We start from the raw sequence: 19,964 nt of genomic DNA on the forward strand, positions 1-19,964 counted from the left end.
GTGTGCGTGAGCCGCATCTGAAAGCGCGACGCACAAAAGCCCCACTGTTGGAAATCAAACGTGCCGCGGGGAAACGGGAGATGGGAAACGCGGCCCGGCGTGAACCGGGCCATGCCATCATGCCGGCAACAGGACTTGCGTGTCTTCGGGACAACGGGCGTTAGCCTCAAACGCCTGCTGCTCGGCGAACGTCTTGAACAGCGTGGGCAGGTCGGCGCGCATGGCGTCGAACAGTTGGGCAAAATCGTCGATCACGAAGTACGTTTGCTGGAAGGTGTCGATGCGGTATTGCGTGCGGAGCACCCGTTCGAGCGAAAACCCGATGCGATTCGGCTCGCGCGACGTCAGCGAGAACTCGGTCTCGCCGCGGCTCGAGACGATGCCGGCGCCGTAGATGCGCAGGCCGTCGCCGTCACGCATCAGGCCGAATTCGACCGTGTACCAATACAGACGAGCGAGCAGCGGCAATGCCCCGAGCGATTGCGCGATCTTGCCGGCCTTGCCGTAGGCCTGCATGAAGTCGGCAAATACCGGGTTCGCGAGCAACGGCACGTGACCGAAGACATCGTGGAAGCAATCGGGTTCTTGCAGGTAGTCGAGCTGATCGGGACGGCGCATCCACCACGTGGCCGGGAAACGGCGATTGGCGAGATGGTCGAAGAAGACGTCGTCCGGCACGAGGCCGGGCACGGCCACAACTTGCCAGCCGGTTGCCGCCATCAGTTTTTCGTTGAGATGGGCGAACTCGGGCACGCGATGCGCGTCCATGTCGAGAGCGCGAATGCCTTCCATGAAGGCTTCGCACACACGGCCCGGCAACATCGCCGTTTGACGTGCATAGAGTTGCTGCCACACCGCATGATCGACCGCGCCGTATTGTTCGACGGGCTGATCGATGGTGAAGTCGGGCCGGGTCGTGAGACCGGCATCGAATTGCTCCTTGAGCATGGCGGTAGTGGACATAATACGAACGACTCATTCAAGCAGTGACATTGATTAAAAGTGTAGTGCGCATCGCATGCGAAATGGGCGCATAATGCGCCTGTGGTGAAAGACGTTTGCGTAAATTTCGCATAAAAATAAACTTTGTTGCGGAGAATCGTCATGGTTGATCTGGATCAGTTCGATTTGGCTCTGCTGCACGAGTTGCAGAGGAACGGTCGGGAAACGCATCACCAGCTGGCGGAGCGCGTGGCGCTCTCACCGTCGCAGATCGGTCGCCGCCTGCAAAGGCTTGAGTCGGACGGGATTATCGAGGGGTATCGCGTGGTATTGCGGCCCGAGGCATTGGGCCTGGCGGTGACGGCGTTTACATCGCTGCGTCTGAAGCACCACGGCGATCAGGCCATCGAGAATTTTCAGAAGCAGATCGATCTCTTACCCGAAGTGCTCGAGTGTTACGCGGTGGTTGGCGAAGCCGATTACCTGCTGCGCATCGTCGTGCCGGATCTGAACGCACTGTCGACGTTCGTGATGAAACGGCTCATGCAGGTGCCCGGTGTGGAGAATGTGCGCTCAAACATTGTGCTGAGCGCGTTCAAGCGCAGCAATGCGCTGCCGCTGCACTACGTGGTACCCAAGCAAACGCAACGCTGAGCGGGTGCGGTGCTGAGCCGCCGCGCTTTGCCTCGCGCCGCGGACTCTCTGGGCTATCAGGATTGGCCCCGCTTGCCGGCGTGATTTTGCCTGGCTGAACCGTTGCGAAGCAGGGCGGGGCAGTGGCGCTAGCGGCCGTCGCGTCGCAGCTGACTGAACCGACTGATTCAATCGATCCACCTGGTCGACTGGCTCAATCGGCGGGCATCAACCAGGGTTTTACGTAGCGTCCATAGATAAGCGACTGGATAAGCGCGACCGTAGAGCCGACCAACACTTCAATGACGCGCAACATGGCAAGGCTTAGCTCTTCATGCAACCCTTGCCCCTGTCCGCTCAATGCCGCCGACATCAGAATCACTACCGTTGCCGGACCCAGACGCCAGTTGGCCGGATAGTTCTGCACCAACATGGCGGCCAACGTGGCGATGGTGATGCCCACGAGCATCGCGAGCAACCCCGGTCCTATCAATAGCAACACGATACAGGCCACAATGGCGCCGGTAATCGTATTGATCGAACGCGCGCGGAAATTACTGCGTGCCTGCAACGGGTCGGGTTCTGTCACGATGATGAGCGAGATCATTGCCCAGTAAGGCTCGGGAAAGCCTGCGGCTCTCAGGCCAAACCAGACGATCAACGAACCGCTGAGAATCTTGATGAGATAAACCAGCGCGTTCTTTTTCGGATGGAGAAAGGCAATGGACATGAGCGCGTACGTGCGAACACAAGAGATGCCAGTGTGACATAGGCGGCTTCGCGAGCCCAATGCAGACGATTCCGACAAGCGCACACCGCCGTTCCGAAATTTCGGGCTGAGTCGTGGAACTGAAGGTAATCGGATCGTAATCGGTTCGAATTGCCAAAGATCGCGGGTTAGAATCGCCTCACCAGAATCAGGGAGGAGTCCGGCATGCATAGCCGAACGCAACGCGTCTGGCTGACCGCGCCGATGGCGTGGGCGGCGCTGTGTCTTGGAATGTTCATGACGTCGCCCGCTCAGGCGGCGCGTGTCGTGAGCGTGAGTCCGCAGGGGGAGGTCGCCAGCGTCGACCAGGTGGTCGTCAAATTCGACGAGGCCATCGTGCCAGCGGGGGATCCGCGCGCTCAGGCACCGGCCGCCGTGAGGTGCTCCGATACCTCGCTGACCGGTGACGGCCATTGGCTCGAACCGAAGATCTGGGTCTACGACTTCAAGCAATCGCTGCCGCCAGGCGCGAAGTGTTCGGTCGAGATGCGCAACGGTTTGTCCGCCGTCTCGGGCACGGCGCTGTCGGGCACCACACGCTATGCGTTCAACACTGGCGGACCTGCCGTCACGTCTATCCGTCCGTCATACGGCGCCATTGACGAAAACCAGATATTCATCCTCACGCTTAACGGGGCGGCGACCCCCGCCAGCGTTCGACAGAACGCCTGGTGCGAAACGGAAGGCGTGGGCGAGCGCATTGGCGTGAAATGGATCGAGGGCGATACCCGCACCGCGCTGATCAAGCGTTTCAATCTCGACAAGCAGGCCGCGCGCGTGGTCATGCTGCAGTGCAACCGTACGCTCGCGGCAGGGGCGAAGATGCACCTGGTTTGGGGCGCGGGCATCAGCACGCCGTCGGGGGTACCGACCAAGCAGGCACGCCGCTTCGAGTACGACGTGCGTGAGCCATTTACCGCCAGCTTCAGTTGTGAGCGTGAAAACGCGAATGCGCCGTGCACGCCATTGCGCCCGCTGCGCCTGACGTTCAACTCGCCGGTCGCTCGCGATATGGCCGCCAAAATTCGCGTGCAAGGCGCGGGGGCCGAGCGCGCGCCGAAGTTCAGCGATTCGGATCGCACTTCGAGCGTGAGCGACGTCACGTTCGATGCGCCATTCCCGGAGAAAGCGGAACTGACCATTACGTTGCCGAAGGGATTCACCGACGACAGCGGCCGAGCCCTCGAAAATGCCGGCGAATTCCCCTTGAAGACGAAGACCGCGACAATGCCGCCGCTCGCCAAGTTCGCGGCGGCACCGTTCGGGATCGTGGAGCGTTTCGCCGAGCCCGGCATGCCGCCCATGTTGCCGGTCACGCTGCGCAAGGTCGAGCCCGCGTTGCAGATCAACGGACTGGGCGTCGCCGGAGAGGCCGCTACGGCCGCCAGAGCAGGCGAGAGCGGTCGCACCTTGCAGTTGCGTGTGGACGACGATGCCGAAGTCATGAACTGGATGTCGCGCGTGCGTCGCTTCGACGAAACGACGATGACTCGCAAGCAGATTGCCCAGGAGATGCCGTCGATTTTAAGCGCCCCGGCGGCGAAAGACTCGTTTGGCCCCAATGCGGCGGTCATCGTCGAGGACAAGGTCACGCGCTACGACACGCGCAGCCTGTCGTTGCTCTCGGGATTACAGGGTGTTCAGGCGCTAACCTTGCCTGTGCCCAAAGAGAAGGACCCGCGGCCATTCGAGGTAGTTGGTATTCCGTTCCAGAAGCCAGGGTTCTATGTCGTGGAGCTGGCCTCGCCATCGCTTGGGGCGGCACTGCTCGGCAAATCGTTGCCGATGTACGTGCGCACCACGGTACTGGTCACGAATCTCGGTGTGCATTTCAAGATGGGCCGAGAGAATGCCGTGGCGTGGGTAACGACGCTCGACAAAGGCCAGCCGGTTGCAAACGCGAAGGTGCGGGTGCTGGATTGCGACGGCACCGAGGTTGCCAGCGCGGTGACGGACAAGACGGGCGTGGCGAAGATCGACAAGGCGTTGGAGCGTTACCGCTATTGCGAGAAGACCATGCGCTCGGGGTATTTTGTCGTCGCGCGCACGCAGGGGAACGATCCGGACATGGCGTTCGTATCGTCCGACTGGGATCGCGGCATTGAGCCATGGCGTTTCCATGTGCCGACCGATGGTGGCAGCAGCCCGACCGTTCGTGCGCAGACGGTCTTCGATCGCATGCTGTTCCGCGTCGGAGAGACGGTTTCGATGAAGCACTTCATTCGTCAGGAGACGATGCAAGGACTGGCATTACCGGCGAGTCTGCCGTCTCAACTGACGATCACGCACCAGGGGTCCGGACAAACCTACACGCAACCGATCAAGTGGCGCAACGCACGGCTGGCCGAGAATACCTTCCAGATTCCGCAGGGCGCGAAGCTCGGTGAGTATGCGGTAACGCTCGATTACACCGATACCGATTCGAAACCGAAGACGTACCCGTCGTCGCTCGACGCCGGGCACTTCCGCGTCGAGGCGTTCCGCCTGCCGGTGCTGGCCGGATCGATCGGTGTGCGCGATGCGGTGAAGGCGCCGCTCATCAACAAGACGGAAGCACCGGTCAACGTGCAGGTGAATTACGTGGCGGGGGGACCTGCGGGGAATTTGCCCGTGCGTGTCTCGGCGCTCCTGCGTGTGCGCGACCTGACGTTCGACGGTTACGACGACTTCAGCTTCACCCCTTATCGCCCGCCGTCGGCGCAGTCGGGGGCCGATGACGACGATCAGGGCAACGACGAAAGTTCGGGTTCGAGCGACCAGAAGCTGGTGGCCGACAAGCAGCGATTGGTGCTGGATCGAAATGGTGCCGGCAGTCTGACGCTCAAGGAGTTGCCGAAGGTCGATCGTCCAAGCGACCTGGTGCTTGAAGCAAGCTTCGCCGACCCGAACGGCGAGATTCAGACGCTCCGCGGCAACGCCACACTTTGGCCGGCGAATCTGATCACGGGGGTGCGCAGCGAGAGCTGGGTATCGGTGACGAACAAGCTCCCGGTGAAGGCGCTCGCGCTCGATTTGCAGGGCAAGCCGAAGGCCGGTGTCGCGATGGATGTGCGTGCCGAGGCACGCATTACCACCAGCAGCCGAAAGCGCATGGTGGGGGGCTTCTACGCCTACGACAATCGCACCGAGGTGAAGGATCTCGGGAACGTGTGCAGCGGCAAGACTGACGATCGCGGTTTGCTGTCTTGCGACGTTTCGCTCTCGCAGCCCGGAGAGATCACACTCGTCGCGCAGGCCAAGGACGACAAGGGCAATCTCAGCACCTCAACCACGAGCGTATGGGTGACAGGGCGCGGCGAGGTCTGGTTCGGCGGTGACAACACCGACCGCATGGACGTGCTGCCGGAGCGCCGCGCCTACGAGCCGGGAGAGACGGCCAGGTTGCAGGTGCGCATGCCGTTCCGCTCGGCGACCGCGCTTGTGGCGATCGAGCGCGAAGGGGTGATGGAGACGCGCACGATGGAGATTTCGGGCAAAGACCCGAATGTTTCCCTCAAGGTCGATCCGTCGTGGGGCCCGAACGTCTATGTGTCGGTACTGGCCGTGCGAGGTCGTATCCACGAGGTGCCTTGGTACTCATTCTTCCAGTGGGGTTGGAAACAGCCGATAGAGTGGTTCAGGGCCTTCTGGTACGAAGGCCGGGAGTATCAGGCACCGACGGGATTGGTAGATCTGGGTAAGCCGGCCTATCGCTTCGGGTTGACCGAGTTGCGCGTGGGTACGGCGGGACAGCGTCTCGGTGTGGAGGTGAAGCCAGACGCGCCGACGTATCCGGTGCGGGGGCACGCCAAGGTGCGCATCAAGGTCACGCAACCGGATGGCAAGCCGGTCGCGGCAGGATCGGAAGTCGCTGTCGCCGCGGTGGACGAGGCGCTGCTCGAACTCGCGCCAAACACAAGTTGGGCTTTGCTCGACGCCATGTGGCAACGGCGCAGCTACAGCGTGACGACGGCTACCGCACAGATGGAGATCATCGGGCGCCGGCACTACGGCCGCAAGGCGGTGCCAGCGGGGGGTGGCGGGGGCAAGAGCCCGACGCGTGAGTTGTTCGACACGCTACTGCTCTGGCAGCCGCGCGTTGTGCTCGACGACAAGGGCGAGGCGAGCATTGACGTGCCGCTCAACGATTCGTTGTCCAGCTTCCGTATCGTGGCGGTCGCCGACGACGGTAGGCCGGGTGCGCAGGCGCTCGGCTGGTTCGGCACGGGCACCGCGACCATTCGAACCACGCAGGATCTGCAACTGATCTCGGGATTGCCGCCGCTGGTGCGTGAGGGCGACAACTATCGAGCCCAGTTCACCGTGCGCAATACCACCCAACACGCCATGCAGGTGCAGTTGACCGCAAGGGCAACCCAACTGACGCTGGCGCCGCAGCGCGTGGATGTGCCGGCAGGGGAATCGCGGGAAGTGGCATGGGAAGTCACGGCGCCCGCCGGGCTGGCCGACACGCGCGCCCAGCGACTGCTGTGGGAGGTGAGCGCTCAGGCCCCGGCGGCTGGTGGTGCGCCTGCCGCGAATGACGCGATCAAGGTCGGGCAGGACATTCAGCCGTCGTTGCCGGCGAGCGTACAGCAGTCGGTGCTCACGCAGGTCGAAGGCAGTCTTACGTTGCCGATGGCGCCCCCCGCAGGGGCCGTGGCCGACAGCACCGGCAAACTGCGCGGCGGTGTGCGCATCAGCATGCAGCCGCGTCTGTCGCAGGGATTGCCAGGTGTGAAGCGCTGGTTCGAGCTGTATCCGTATGCTTGTCTGGAGCAGCAGGCGTCGAAGGCACTCGGCTTGCGCGACACCGCGCAGTGGAAGCGGGTGACCGGCATGCTGCCGTCGTACCTCGACGAAGACGGTCTGGCGAGCTATTTCCCGCCGCAAGAGGGTTTCGCCAATCAGGGCAGCGACACGCTTACCGCCTATCTGCTGGCGGTGAGCCACGAAGCGAAGGCCCTCGATCCGGCATACGTGCTGCCGGACGACGCGCTGGCACGCATGGAGGATGGCTTGACGGCGTTTGTGGAGGGGCGTCTCACGCGTCGCTTCTGGGCACCGCGTGACGACCTGACGCTGCGCAAGCTCTCTGCGATTGAGGCTTTGTCTCGGTATGGCCGGGCAAACGCGCGCATGCTGAGCTCGCTTACCATCGCGCCGAACGATTGGCCGACGTCGGCGGTGATCGACTGGTATTCGATCCTGCAACGCTTGCCTGACGCACCGCAGCGTGCCGAGCGGTTGGCGCAGGCCGAACAGATCCTGCGCGCGCGGCTGTCCTATCAGGGTACCCGGGTGGGATTCTCGACACAGGGCAGCGATGGGCTCTGGTGGCTGATGGTCGGTCCGGAAACCAATGCGGCACGTCTGGCGTTGCTGATGAACGCGAACCCGGCCTGGAAGGACGAGATGCCGCGTCTGGTGATCGGACTGTTGGGATTGCAGTCGCGCGGGGCTTGGTCGACGACCACGGCCAACGTGTGGGGCGGATTGGCGGTGGATCGATTCTCGGCACGATTCGAGCGTGATACGCCGACGGGGCAAACCGCCATTCAGTGGCAGCGCGACAACCAGACGAGCGGTGCTGTGCAAACGGTCGACTGGGACAAGCTCAAGGCGGGTACGGTGCCACCGGCCGTCTCGCTGCCGTGGTTGAGCAATGCGGCCTCCGGCACGGACAGCGCGCGTGATGTATTGCGTCTCGAGCAGACGGGGGCAGGCAAGCCGTGGGCGACGATTCAGAGTCTCGCCGCTGTTCCGCTCAAGGCGCCGTTCGCGGCGGGTTACCGGGTCACGCGCAGTGTGCAGGTGCAAGATGCCGCGGATCGCTCTGGCGACAGTTTCGTGCGCGGTGCCGTATTGCGTGTGCGTCTGGATATCGACGCGCAAGCCGATATGCGCTGGGTCGTAGTCAGCGATCCACTCCCCGGCGGGGCGACGGTGCTGGGCGGCGGGCTGGGACGCGATTCGGCCATTGCTACCCAAGGCGAGAAAAGCGAAGGCGCGATGCCTGCCTTCGAGGAAAGAGCGCAAGACGCGTATCGCGCGTATTACGACTACTTGCCGAAAGGCCAGCATCGGATTGAGTACACGGTGCGTCTGAATAACGTGGGCAAGTTCGCCACGCCACCTACGCGCGTAGAAGCCATGTACGAGCCAGCCATGTATGGCGAGACGCCGAATGCGCCGGTGCAAGTGGTGCCGGCGAAGCAATGACGATAGGGAGCGGGACAGACATGACGTCGAACTTCTTGGCTCCGGCGGCGGCGCTGCCTCGCGAAGCACGCCGCTTCTGGTGGTTGGCCGCCGTCGCGGGGGCGGCTTACGCGCTCGCGCTGCGGGGCGCCCCGTATGCCGATCAAGCCGTTGCGAAGGCATTGTTGTGCGCGTTGCTGCTGTTCGCTGCGTTGTATCACCGTGTGCCGCGAGAGCGGGTGTGGCTATGTGCGGCGCTGATCTTTTCGGGGGCGGGCGATGTATTGCTCGCGCTGCCGACGCTGGCGCAAGGCTTCGTGCTGGGACTGGGCGCTTTCCTGCTGGCCCACCTTGCGTACTTCGTGCTGTTCTGGCGTTTGCGCCGGCCGTGGGCGAAGGTGCCCGGCTGGCATCGCGTTGCGATCGCACTGGTGTGGGTGGCGGCGGCGCTCGCGTACGTGATGTACTGGCCCGGCATGGGCGAACTCAGGGCGCCAGTGGCGTGCTACGTGATCGTGCTGGCGATGATGGCGTCGGCGGCGCTGCTGGCCGATGTGCGGGGGGAATGGGCTGCCGTTGGCGCGCTGCTCTTCACGATCTCGGACGCTTTGATCGGCACCACGCGCTTCGTCGGCACGATACCGGCGCAGGAGTATGCCATCTGGATTCTCTACGCGCTTGCGCAACTGTTGCTGACCGCCGGGATCATGGCAGTGCGCTCGCCTCGACTGACGCAAGAGGGCGAGGAGCATGTACCAGGTGCCTGAAGTTCGCCGTCGGGGTCGGGTGCGTTGGTTTCTGCTGAGCGTTGGGTTGGCGCTTGGGTTGCTTCAGGCACCGGAGCCCGCGTTTGCCGTGCCGTCGTTCGACGAGGTGCGGCAGGACTGGCGCGCGTCAGACTGGATTCTGCTGGACCGACGTGGCCAACCGTTGCAACGGCTGCGAGCCGACATGCAGGCACAGCGCGGCGACTGGGTGACGCTTGCCGACGTGTCGCCGGCCTTTCGTCAGGCGCTGATCGTCTCCGAAGACAAGCGCTTTTACGAGCACAGCGGTGTCGACTGGCGAGGCGTGGCCGCGGCGGCGTGGGGCAACCTGTGGCACTCGCGCACGCGGGGTGCGTCTACGCTCACGATGCAGTTGGCCGGGCTGCTCGACGACGATCTGCGCCCGAGTGCGCGCAATCGGTCCGTTACCCAGAAGATCGGTCAGGCGGCAACGGCGGTATGGCTGGAGCAACGTTGGCGAAAGGACCAGATTCTCGAAGCCTATCTGAACCTCGTGCCGTTTCGCGGTGAGCTTGTCGGCATCTCGGCCGTTTCGCAAACCCTCTTTGGCAAGTTGCCCATCGGACTCGACGCGCGCGAGTCGGCACTGGCCGTCGCCTTGCTACGGGCGCCCAACGCGGCGGCCAATAAAGTCGCGCAACGCGCTTGCGGCATCCTGCGCGACATGGGGCAGGGGGCCGACTGCACTGGTCTCGACGGCTACGCTCAACTCGTGTTTTCACGGCCGGCAAACGTGATGACCACGCGCGACGCCGTCAACCTCGCGCCGCATTTCGCGCGGCGCGTCTTCGGTGCGAGCCGCCCGCCTGCGGGCACGCGGATCATCAGCACGCTGGATGCCAACCTCCAGCGCGTCGCTGTCACCACTTTGCAGCAGACGTTGCGTGAGCTGGGCACACCGGGCCGATCGCGCAACGTGCAGGACGGCGCGATCGTCGTCATCGACAACGCGAGCGGCGACATTCTCGCGTGGGTCGGCTCGTCGGGCGCGCTGTCCTCTGCCGCGCAGGTGGACGGCGTGACTTCGTTGCGTCAGGCCGGCTCGACGCTTAAGCCGTTTCTCTATGCGCAGGCCATCGCCGAGCGGCGTTTGACGGCGGCGTCGCTGCTCGACGATTCGCCCATCGATCTGCCTACCGGCGGTGGCCTCTACATTCCGCAGAACTACGATCGTCATTTCAAGGGGTGGGTGAGTGCGCGGACCGCATTGGGCTCCTCGTTGAACGTGCCCGCCGTGCGCACGCTCGTGATGGTCACGCCGCGTCGCTTCGCGCAAACGCTCGTTGCCCTCGGCCTGCCGCTCACGCAGAGCGGCGACTACTACGGCTACAGCCTCGCCCTCGGCAGCGCCGACGTCACACTGCTTGCGCTGACGAACGCTTATCGTGCGCTGGCTAATGGCGGCAGCGCAAGCGGCGTGAACGACCGGATGCCTGACACAGCCCGCACGCGAAGCGTTGATAAGCGCAAGGACAGCGCACGGATCCCAGCGCACACGACCGTCTTTTCACCGCAGGTAAGTTTCATCGTGGCGGACATGATTGCCGACCGCCAGGCTCGCACGCGCACGTTCGGCCTGGACAGTCCGCTTTCCACGCGTTACTGGACCGCCGTGAAGACCGGCACCAGCAAGGACATGCGCGATAACTGGGCCGTCGGGTTCTCACGGCGCTATACGGTGGGGGTCTGGGTCGGCAACGCCGACGGTGCGCCCATGTGGGACGTCTCCGGCGTGTCGGGCGCAGCCCCTATCTGGCATCGCCTGATGGACTACCTGCATCGTCGGACATCGAGCTTGCCACCTGTGCCACCGCCGGGTCTCGAGCATGTCGCTGTGCAGTACGCGGAGCGTGTGGAGCCCACACGTGAGGAGTGGTTTCTCCCCGGCACGTCGCAGAGCACGATTGCCCTGTCTGCGCTCGCGACCAAAGCGCCCGGCGGGCCGCTCTGGCGGATTGCCGGGCCGGCAGACGGCACCATCGTGGCACTGGACCCCGACATTCCGCCCGCCAACCAGCGGCTATGGTTTCAGGTCGCGGCTGCATGGCCCAAGGGGGCGGCCTGGCGGCTCGACGGCAAGCCGCTCGCCGGGGGCGCGCGCGTGGGCTGGTTGCCGTGGCCAGGACGTCATACGCTCGAACTCGTCGACGCGGCCGGCGCCGTTCGAGACAGCATACGCTTTGAGGTACGCGGTGCGACCTTGACCGACGGTAAGCGCATGCGCAATGCGAGTCGCTAATCGACGGTGCGCACGAGGCAATTCGTCAGGAATAATTTTTGATGTGGCAGACGCGTCCACGCGATGCGCGCTACACTGAAATCAGACTTGGCAATGCGTGACGCGATGTAACGGCGACGAGTGCAAACCCTGCCGTCAGTGGCGCACGCCCCGGAGCGGAGACATATCGATGATCACGCTGGACGCGCGGCAAACCGCGCAGTTGCTGCCGTATCCTCAGTTGGCCGACGGCATCGAGGCCATGCTCATGGAGATGCGCTCGGGCACCGCGCGCGCCCCTGAGCGTCTGCATTTTTCCCTGTCCGAACCTGAACGCGGCCGCCGTGGCGGTGTGCTGCTGGTGATGCCTGCCGCCAATCGCGACGTCGCGATGACCAAGCACATCACCGTGCATCCCGAGAATTGCCGTGCGGGCAAACCGTCCATCATCGGTGAGGTGATGGTGTTCGATCCGCACACGGGCGAACGCTTGATGTTGCTCGACGGCCCGACCATTACGGGGCGCCGCACTGCCGCAGTGACGTTGTTCGCCGCCCGTAAATTTGCGCCGCGCCCGAAGGGTCCCGTGCTGATCGTGGGCGCTGGCGTGCAGGCACGGGCGCACCTCGAAGCCTTTGCCGCCGGGATGGGTACGCGGCATTTCATGATTTTCTCGCGCAGCCCGGAGCGCGCGCATGCGCTCGCGGATCACGCCGCTACCCTCGGGGTGGAGGCCACCGTGATCGACGCCATCGAACCGGTGCTGAGCACCGTGAGCATTGTGATTACCGCCACGACCAGCAGTGAGCCGGTGCTGCCCGATAGCGACGTGCATCGCTGGCGCGATGACATCTTCGTGGCCGGCGTGGGCGCGTTCCGTCCGGACATGCGCGAGTTGCCGCCACAGTTGTGCCGCGACGCCGCCGTGCGCGGCACGCTCGTCGTCGACACCTGGGAGGTCAAGCACGAAGCCGGCGATCTGCTGCATGCGGCGATCGACTGGGGCCGTGCAGCACCGCTTCTCGACGCGATCATCACACCCGACCGTTTCCGATCGAGCGGCCCCGTGCTTTTCAAGAGCGTAGGCTACGCGTTGTGGGATCTGGCGGCCGTGCTGTGCGCGCGCGCCAACCTCGCGAAGGACGGTGTGCCTGCGTCCGATTTTCACGCGTCGTGATGCGAGGACGAGATCACGCAATGACGCAATGGTGTTAGGCGGTTCGCGCAAACGTGTGAACCGCGTTGTTCCTTCAGGCCGGTAGCGCGAAGGGTATGCCGCCCGAAGCACCGGCAGGCGTCGGGTAGCTCAGCGCCGCCTCCGGCGTGATTACATGCACCGGCAAGCCCAGCGTGGTCTCGATCAGCTCGGCCTGCATGACTTCGCGCGGTGCGCCGGAGGCAAGAATGCGTCCGTTGGCGAGCAATGCCATGCGGTCTGCGTGACGCGCCGCGAGATTCACGTCGTGCACGATCGCCATCGCGCCCACCCCCCACGTTTTGGCAAGCTCCCGCGTGAGCGAGAGCAGGTGATGCTGGTGCGCGAGGTCGAGCGCCGCCGTCGGTTCGTCGAGCAACAGATAGCGAGGCACCGATGGCGCTGGCGCGTCGTCGTCAGGCCAAAGCTGAGCCAGCACCCGCGCGAATTGCACCCGCGCCCATTCACCCCCGGAAAGCGTCATCACGTCACGATGCAGTAGCGCAAGTGCGCCGGCGCGTTCCAGTGCGAGCGTTGCGATTTCCGTATCGCTTTTCGATGGCTTACCTGCGTCGCCACGTCTGCGCGATCTCGGGAAGGGCAGACGTCCCATTGTCACGATTTCGAGTGCGCTGAACGGAAACGACAGCTGCGCCGTTTGCGGCAGTACTGCACGCAGACGCGCAAGCGCCGCCGTGGTGTATTGCGAAAGTAGCGCACCGTTGAGCGTAATGGCGCCGCTCAGATGCGTGCGCGGTGGCAGTGGCTCACCGGCGAGTGCCTTGAGCAGGGTGCTCTTGCCCGCGCCATTCCGGCCGAGCAGCACAAGCAGTTCACCGGGACGGATATCGAGCGACAAGCCGTTGAGCACGGGGGAATCGGTGTGAGCAATCGTGAGGTCGTGTGCACTGAGCATAGCGATGTCCTGTGTCGTCGGTCGGGTGCGGTCACAGCCCGAACTGTCCGCGGCGTCGCCACAGCAGCATGAGAAAGAACGGGGCCCCGAGCAGTGCCGTGAGAATGCCCAGCGGCAACTCGGCCGGCGCCACCCAGGTGCGGGCAACGAGATCGGCGAGCAACGTCAGGATCGCGCCGAAGAGCGCCGCCGCTGGCAGCACCGCGCGCGGATCGGGGCCCACCACCAAACGCACGATATGCGGTGCAATCAGGCCGATGAAGCCAATCATGCCGCTCGATGCGACGAGTGCGCCGACACAAAGTGCGCACGCCACCATCACGCGCCGCTTCACCGACTGCACCGCAACGCCGAGGTGCAACGCCTCGGCTTCGCCCAGCAATAGCGCGTTGAGCGAGCGGCACTGGGTGGCGAGCGCGATGACCCCCAGCGCGACCGGCCAAACGATCACGGCGAGCATCGACCATTGCGCGCCGCCCAGACTACCGAGCGTCCAGAATGTCAGCGTGCGCAGTTGCGTATCGTTGGCAAGGTAAGTCAGCAGGCCGATCGCGGCACCGGAGACCGCATTGATGGCGATGCCCGCGAGCAACAGCAGCGGCAACGCAAGGCGTCCGTGTCCTGCCGCCAGCCGGTAGACGAGCGCCGTGACCCCGAGCGCACCGATGAACGCCGCCACGGGCAGCATCCAGATGCCCAGCGACGCGGCGAGCGCAGCCGGCAGCATGACACTGCCCAGCACGATGACACCGGCCGCACCGAGCGCTGCGCCGCTGGCCACGCCGATAAGTCCGGGGTCGGCGAGCGGATTGCGAAAGAGGGCTTGTAACGCGGCGCCTGCGGCGCCGAATCCGGCGCCCACCAGAATGCCGAGCACGATGCGCGGCAGCCGGATCTGCAACATGACGTTGCGCGCCTGATCCTGTGCGAAGTCACCCGTGGCGCCCCGGAACAACGCGACGATGGCTTCGTCAGGGGCAATGCGATATGCCCCGCCGCACAGCGCGGCAAGTACCGCGACAGCGAGCCATCCGACAAGCACGGTCATCACGATCCATCGCGCAGGGCGGCGGCGCGCCGCGCCGGCTTGTGCCGGTGCAGTGGCAGAGGTGGCCGAGGCGTGCGTTGGCCCGGTACGGCTGGACGGCAAAGGCTTCGGAATCGGAGGCGCGGCTGACATGTCTTTGTTCACTGGCGATAGGCGGGTTTCTGGAAGGCGTTGGCTGGCACGATGGCGCGGTGTTACCTGATAGCCGTAGCGATCGCGCTAAACAACGCAACGCGTCGCGTCGTGCCGCAGCCCATTCATGGGGTGTGCACGCGTTGCGCGAGATCGGCCACCGCCTGCGGCAAGCGCGGACCGAAGCCGAGCAGATACAAGGCGTCGAAGCTCACGACACGTTTGGCACGTCCCGCCGGCGTATTCGCCAGACCCGGCTGCGCGAGCAGCGTTGCCGCAGGGTCGGCGGGCGATGGGCCCGTCGTGGTCGTGAGCAGCACGTCGGGCTGCGCCGCGACGGCCGCTTCCGCCGTGAGCGGCCGGTAGCCGTTGAAACCGCGCAACGCGTTCTCGGCGCCGGCATAGGCGAGCATGGCGTTGGCGGCGGTGTCCTGACCGGCGACCATCACCTGATTGCCTGTATGGCCGAGGATGAACAGCACGCGTGGACGTCGCTGAATGCCGTACCGTTGTTCGACCTGATCGCGAACGCGCAGCCAGTCCGATGTAAAGCGGTTTGCTACGCGAGCGCCGACGTCGTTCATGCGCAGGGCGGCGGCCACGTCGCGAATGTTGTCGCGCACGAGTTCGGCGGTATAGCCGTGCGTAAAGCGCTTGACCGGCACCCCGGCTGCCGCGATCTGCGACAGCACGTTGGGCGGGCCCGCTTCCGCGCCGGCCAGCAGCAGGTCGGGGTGCAGCGAGAGGACACCTTCGGCCGACAGCGTGCGCAGATAGCCGATCTTGGGCAGCTTGGTGGCGGCCTCCGGATACAGGCTGGTCAGATCGTTGGCGATCACGCGGTCTTGCGCCCCGAGCGCGTAGACGATCTCGGTGAGCGCGCCACCGGCGACGACCACGCGCTTGGGACCGCCCTTACCGAGGCTGTCCTGACCTTCAGCGGCAGACGCGGCCGCGTTGGCCAGCGTGACGGGCACGAGCGTGCCCAGCCATGCGCCGGCGGCCAGCGCGGCGCCTCCCGTCAGCAATGCGCGACGCGCCCCGCCGCGCGCGCCACTCGGCCCGAGGGGTTCGTGTGACGCGAAGGAGGCGAGAGGCCGGTTCATGCCAATGCCTCCGCAACGTCTTGCGAACCTGCGGCACCCTCCACGCGCACCAGCGTTTCACGCCAGTCTTCGCGCTCGGCCTGACCCGGCTTGCGCTCGCCGAAGAACATGGCGATGACCATGCCCGAGGCGTCGAGCAATTCGAGCGACGAGACGATACCGTCGGACGTGGGCTTGCGCACGATCCATGCCGTGTCGATCAGGTCTTCGCGCAGATGCAGATTGAAGCCCGGATCGAGCACGTTGACCCACGGTCCCATCACGCGAATGTGCTTCACGGGGCCGGTGTGGATCTGGATCATGCCGGCATTGCCGACAAATACCATGATCGGCAGTCCGGTGCCGGCGGCGTCCTCGAGCAGGGTGCGCACCGATGCGGCCGGCACTTTTTGCGCATGGCCCTCGGGCGCCAGGCGCAGGGCTTGTGCACGCGACACGCCGTGACGCTTGAGCATGTCGAAGAACTGATGCGTGTCGGTCATCGCCAGCCAGTCGCGCTGGAAGGCAGCCACGTCGATGTCGGCGTCAGGCGTTTCGGCCTTGGGAGCCTCGGCGGCGACCACATGCTGGCCGGGTGTCTGGTCCTCGGCGCGAAAGCGTGCAACCAGTGCGTCGAACGCTGCCACATCGCTGTGATCGCGCAGGAACATCTTGTGCACGGCGGTCCCGGCCTTGTCGAAGAACTGGAGCGAGCGGCGCGGACCATTTTCCGCCGGTGTCTCGACGGCGTAACCGAAGGCCCACTGGTGATAGAAGATACGCAGGTCGAGATCCTTGCCCAGGCCGAGGCCGATGGTGCCCGTGTGGGAGAGCTTTTCGTACTGACCGTCTTTCTCGTGCACGGCGGCATTGTTGCGCGTGAGCGCCATGACGCGGCCCAGTGCGGGCAGCGCTTCGACGATCTCGATGAAATCCGGGCGCAGACGCACGACGTGCTCACCGACGAAAGCGGCAACCGTCTCGCCTTCGGACACACCCAGCGCGGCGGCGGCGTCGCGGTCGCGCAGGTTCTGTTCGGTCTTCACACGTTGGAATTCGCTGCGCAGACGGGTCACGTCGGCGAGGGCGGGAAATGCCGGACGGGCGGCGGAAGTAGCGTTTTGAGCGTTCATCATGGCGAGTCCTTTGTTGCGAGTTTGCTGGCAGTGGCTGGCATGCGCCGGCGGGCGTCGAACTAACGAAGTGCGGGCGCGCCGGCGCAGTTCCGACAATCAATCCGATGGGTGGGATCAGTACTGGAGCTTCAGGCTCACAGCCACGCTGCGGCCCGGTGCCGAATACGCGTCCTTGACGGTCGAGTTTTCGGCGATGTTGCGCACATCCGACCAGTTCCAGTACTTGCGGTCGAACACGTTGTAGACGCCCGCGTAAAGCGTGGCGTTTTTGTTGATGTGATAACCGCCCGACAGATCGAGCACGATCGACGACGGGGGCGCCCAGCAGTTCTGGTTTTGTTGCATGCCCGACGTGCAGGTCTTCGCGATCTCGCTTTGCGACTTGGCGGCCTGGAAGAGCAGGTCGGCCTGGGCGAACCACGTGCTGTTAGGTTCGTAACGCACGCCGAGCACCATCGAGAACGGGTTCACGGTGTTCAGCGGCTGATTGGCCGCGCCGTTGTCTTCCGTGGTGCCGTGCGTGTAGGCCATGGCGGTGCGCAACGTCACGCCGCCTCTGAGCGCCCACGCGGCGCGGCCTTCCCAGCCCTGAATGCGGGCACGGCTGAAGTTCACGTACTGATAGATGAGCGGATCGTTGTGGCGGCCCGAGCCGCTGATGTTCTGCTGCGAGATGAAGTTGCGATAGTTGCCTGCAAAGACTGCCGTGCTGTAGGTGACTGGGCCGAGCGTGGTTGCGAGGCGTCCGCGCAGACCCAGCTCGACCGTGTCGCTCGTTTCCGGCTTGAGGTTCGGATTTGCGATCGACATATAACCGAAGATCGGATTCGAGAAGCCGTTGTTGACCTGATCCGGTGTGGGCGTGCGGAAGCCGCGCGCATATTGCACGTACGGAATCAGCGACGGTGCGATCTCGTACATGATCGCCAGACGCGGCGAGAACGCCGAATCGTTCGAGGAGGTCGGTTGAACGCGTGCGCCCGAAGTCGTTTGCGATACGTACAGCGGATCGTTCTGCTTCGGCGAAAGCCAGTAGGCGTCGTAGCGAATACCCGGCGTGACGGTGAGCGCGCCGTAGCGGATTTCGTCTTGCAGATACGCACCGAACAGCGTGTAGTCGGTGTCAGGGAACGCCTTGTTCGGGAACGACTCGCCTACCCCCGGCACGGTGCCGTTGCGATAGCTGGTGATGTACGCGAGGCTGGCGTCGGTGCCGTACACGAGCTTGTGTTTGAGCGGGCCGGTCGCGAAGTTGCTCTCCGCCTGCAGCGAGCCGCCGACGGTGCGCTCCTTGTACGTGTTGTCGCGCGTGCGGTCGCCCGCTGTGCGTTTTTCGTACGCGTACTGACTGTTCTTCGCGTCCTGGAAGTACAGCAGCGCGTGCGCGTTCTGGATGTAGGCCTGCGTGGCGTCGTTGAAGTCGTAGTCGAGGCTGACGCGATTGCGCTCGAGCCGGTCGCTCGTGTTCAGGCCCAGTGTCGTCGGTGGATTGACGGCCGAGAGAACGTTCGAGTCCACACGGCGGCGCACGGTCTCGCCCGTGAGCTTGAATGTCGAGCTTGGCGTGGCTTTGAAGACCAGTTTGCCGAGCACGGAATCGCCATTGCTGTCCTGCGGGTTGGCGGTGGTGCGCGAGGTGCTGGCGGAGTTGTTCGAGCCCTTGCCGTCGAGTTCGTGCCCTTTGTTGCCGTCGACGATCACCATGCCCTGCCACTGTTCGCCACCCCACGCGGCCTGAGCCGTGGTGCCGAAGCTGCGGTCCATCGAGTTGTAGTACGGGCGCAGCGAGAAGTAGGTCGACTTGCCGAACACGTCGAGCAGGTCTTGCGGATCTTTGGTGAGGAAGTTGACGACACCGGTGAGGCCGTCGCTGCCGTACAGCGACGATGCCGGGCCGCGCAGGATTTCGATGCGGCGCAGCAGGTCCATGCTCATGTAGTCGCCACGGCCCGCTTCGAGCGGGCCGAACGAGTACGAGGAGGGCATGCGGATGCCGTCTTCGAAGAGCGCCACGCGGTTGCCTTCGAGACCCCGGATGTTGATGCTCGAATTGCCGTCGCGACCGCCGCCGGCCGCTGCCGAGGCGGGACGATACGGCGCGCGTCGCACCGTCACACCGGGCTCGTAGCGCAGTGCTTCCTTGATGTCTTGCGCCTGTTGCTCTTCGAGATCCCGATCGGTAATAACCGAAATGGACGCTGGCGTGCGTTCCGCTTCGGTGGGTGTGCGCGTCGCCGTCACGTTCACCTCGCGCAGGTTGGCTTCGGCGAGCTGCAACGGTGCGTTGGGCGATGCCTGCGCGAGTTGAAGGGTCTGGGCAGGCCTGGACGGCTGCGCCGAACCCTCTGCCGGGGCCTGCTGGGCGAAAGCGGCAGGCAGCCAGAACGCGGCAAGCACCGCGCCTGCAAGCGGGTGCAGACGCCGACGTGGCTCGCGCGCCGATTGACGTCGCGAGGCTTCGGCTCGACGCCCGTTGCCACGCATGGCACGGATCGAACCGTTGGCGCCGTATTCCCGGCGCGTGGACATAACAAAGGCGCGGCCCCCGCCGCTCGACGACTGCTTCACTGCTGGCTCCCAGTACTAGAAAACCCCGTTTCTGGCTGGCGAGCGCTGGTGGCAATCGGCGTGTCGACAGCATCATGATCGACGCTGAAAAACACGCTGGCAGGCGCGGCTGGCGAAAAAATCTCGTGCCACCCGGCCGCGGATATTCGGCCTTGGGACGAAGAACTTAAATGAGAATCATTTGCATTTTTATCGGAGAAGCGTTGGCACGTCAAGGGGAATGTCGTGCAATGTCAACAAATAGGAAGGTTCGGAGAGCTTTCCGTTTTACGTTGTGCTGTCTAACGGTGGGGACGTCGGCGACACGCGAACGAAGCGTGGATGCTCCAGACACTTTCCCAGAAATCGCTCGGC

Annotated in this window: 12 protein-coding genes; 5 read left to right on the forward strand and 7 right to left on the reverse strand. The window is 64.4% G+C overall.

Translation table 11 applies throughout. From position 1 onward, the window contains the following. Positions 1–117: 117 nt before the first annotated feature. The gene (phhA, locus tag AT395_RS00115) at positions 118–963 is read right to left on the reverse strand and encodes a phenylalanine 4-monooxygenase (RefSeq protein WP_072632725.1); all 846 of its coding nucleotides are present in this window, start codon (positions 961–963) and stop codon (positions 118–120) included. A gap of 141 nt (positions 964–1,104) precedes the next feature. On the opposite strand from phhA, the gene AT395_RS00120 reads away from it, so the two are divergent. Next, positions 1,105–1,596 (forward strand): Lrp/AsnC family transcriptional regulator, encoded by a 492-nt coding sequence (locus AT395_RS00120; protein WP_042113663.1) that lies wholly within the window; start codon positions 1,105–1,107, stop codon positions 1,594–1,596. Between the two features lie 193 nt (positions 1,597–1,789). On the opposite strand, the gene AT395_RS00125 is transcribed toward AT395_RS00120, so the two are convergent. Continuing rightward, positions 1,790–2,305, reverse strand: a complete 516-nt coding sequence (locus AT395_RS00125; RefSeq protein WP_048628396.1) for an FUSC family protein — start codon at positions 2,303–2,305, stop codon at positions 1,790–1,792. 204 nt (positions 2,306–2,509) lie between these two features. Between AT395_RS00125 and AT395_RS00130 the strand changes: the two genes are divergently transcribed. The 4 genes from AT395_RS00130 (at position 2,510) to AT395_RS00145 (ending at position 12,707) form a co-directional block, all read left to right on the forward strand. Further along, entirely contained in the window at positions 2,510–8,545 is a 6,036-nt protein-coding gene (locus tag AT395_RS00130; protein ID WP_048628395.1) for an alpha-2-macroglobulin family protein, read from the forward strand. Between the two features lie 20 nt (positions 8,546–8,565). After that, positions 8,566–9,291, forward strand: a complete 726-nt coding sequence (locus AT395_RS00135) for a lysoplasmalogenase (RefSeq protein ID WP_042113660.1) — start codon at positions 8,566–8,568, stop codon at positions 9,289–9,291. Beyond that, positions 9,275–11,551 carry a penicillin-binding protein 1C gene (pbpC, locus tag AT395_RS00140; RefSeq protein WP_082164711.1) on the forward strand — a complete coding sequence of 759 codons (2,277 nt, stop codon included), beginning with the start codon at positions 9,275–9,277 and terminating at the stop codon, positions 11,549–11,551. Before AT395_RS00135 ends, pbpC begins: the two co-directional genes overlap by 17 nt. Before the next feature lie 169 nt (positions 11,552–11,720). Further along, positions 11,721–12,707 (forward strand): delta(1)-pyrroline-2-carboxylate reductase family protein, encoded by a 987-nt coding sequence (locus tag AT395_RS00145; RefSeq protein ID WP_048628394.1) that lies wholly within the window; start codon positions 11,721–11,723, stop codon positions 12,705–12,707. Between the two features lie 73 nt (positions 12,708–12,780). Here the strand turns inward: AT395_RS00145 and AT395_RS00150 are convergent, their stop codons facing one another. From AT395_RS00150 to AT395_RS00170, 5 genes are all read right to left on the reverse strand, one after another. After that, positions 12,781–13,641 carry a heme ABC transporter ATP-binding protein gene (locus AT395_RS00150; RefSeq protein ID WP_042113658.1) on the reverse strand — a complete coding sequence of 287 codons (861 nt, stop codon included), beginning with the start codon at positions 13,639–13,641 and terminating at the stop codon, positions 12,781–12,783. A 31-nt stretch (positions 13,642–13,672) separates the two neighbouring features. Then, a complete protein-coding gene (locus tag AT395_RS00155) occupies positions 13,673–14,821 on the reverse strand; it encodes a FecCD family ABC transporter permease (protein WP_042113657.1) in 1,149 nt (382 codons plus the stop codon). 125 nt (positions 14,822–14,946) lie between these two features. Then, positions 14,947–15,927: a heme/hemin ABC transporter substrate-binding protein gene (locus AT395_RS00160; protein WP_082164710.1), complete on the reverse strand. Its 981-nt coding sequence runs from the start codon at positions 15,925–15,927 to the stop codon at positions 14,947–14,949. Next, positions 15,924–17,042 carry a hemin-degrading factor gene (locus tag AT395_RS00165; protein ID WP_048628393.1) on the reverse strand — a complete coding sequence of 373 codons (1,119 nt, stop codon included), beginning with the start codon at positions 17,040–17,042 and terminating at the stop codon, positions 15,924–15,926. The genes AT395_RS00160 and AT395_RS00165 overlap by 4 nt, the downstream gene beginning before the upstream one ends. 114 nt (positions 17,043–17,156) lie before the next feature. After that, a complete protein-coding gene (locus AT395_RS00170; RefSeq protein ID WP_414813079.1) occupies positions 17,157–19,526 on the reverse strand; it encodes a TonB-dependent hemoglobin/transferrin/lactoferrin family receptor in 2,370 nt (789 codons plus the stop codon). Positions 19,527–19,964 lie beyond the last annotated feature (438 nt).

It is taken from the genome of Pandoraea apista (genome assembly GCF_001465595.2).
GTDB classification, from domain to species: domain Bacteria; phylum Pseudomonadota; class Gammaproteobacteria; order Burkholderiales; family Burkholderiaceae; genus Pandoraea; species Pandoraea apista.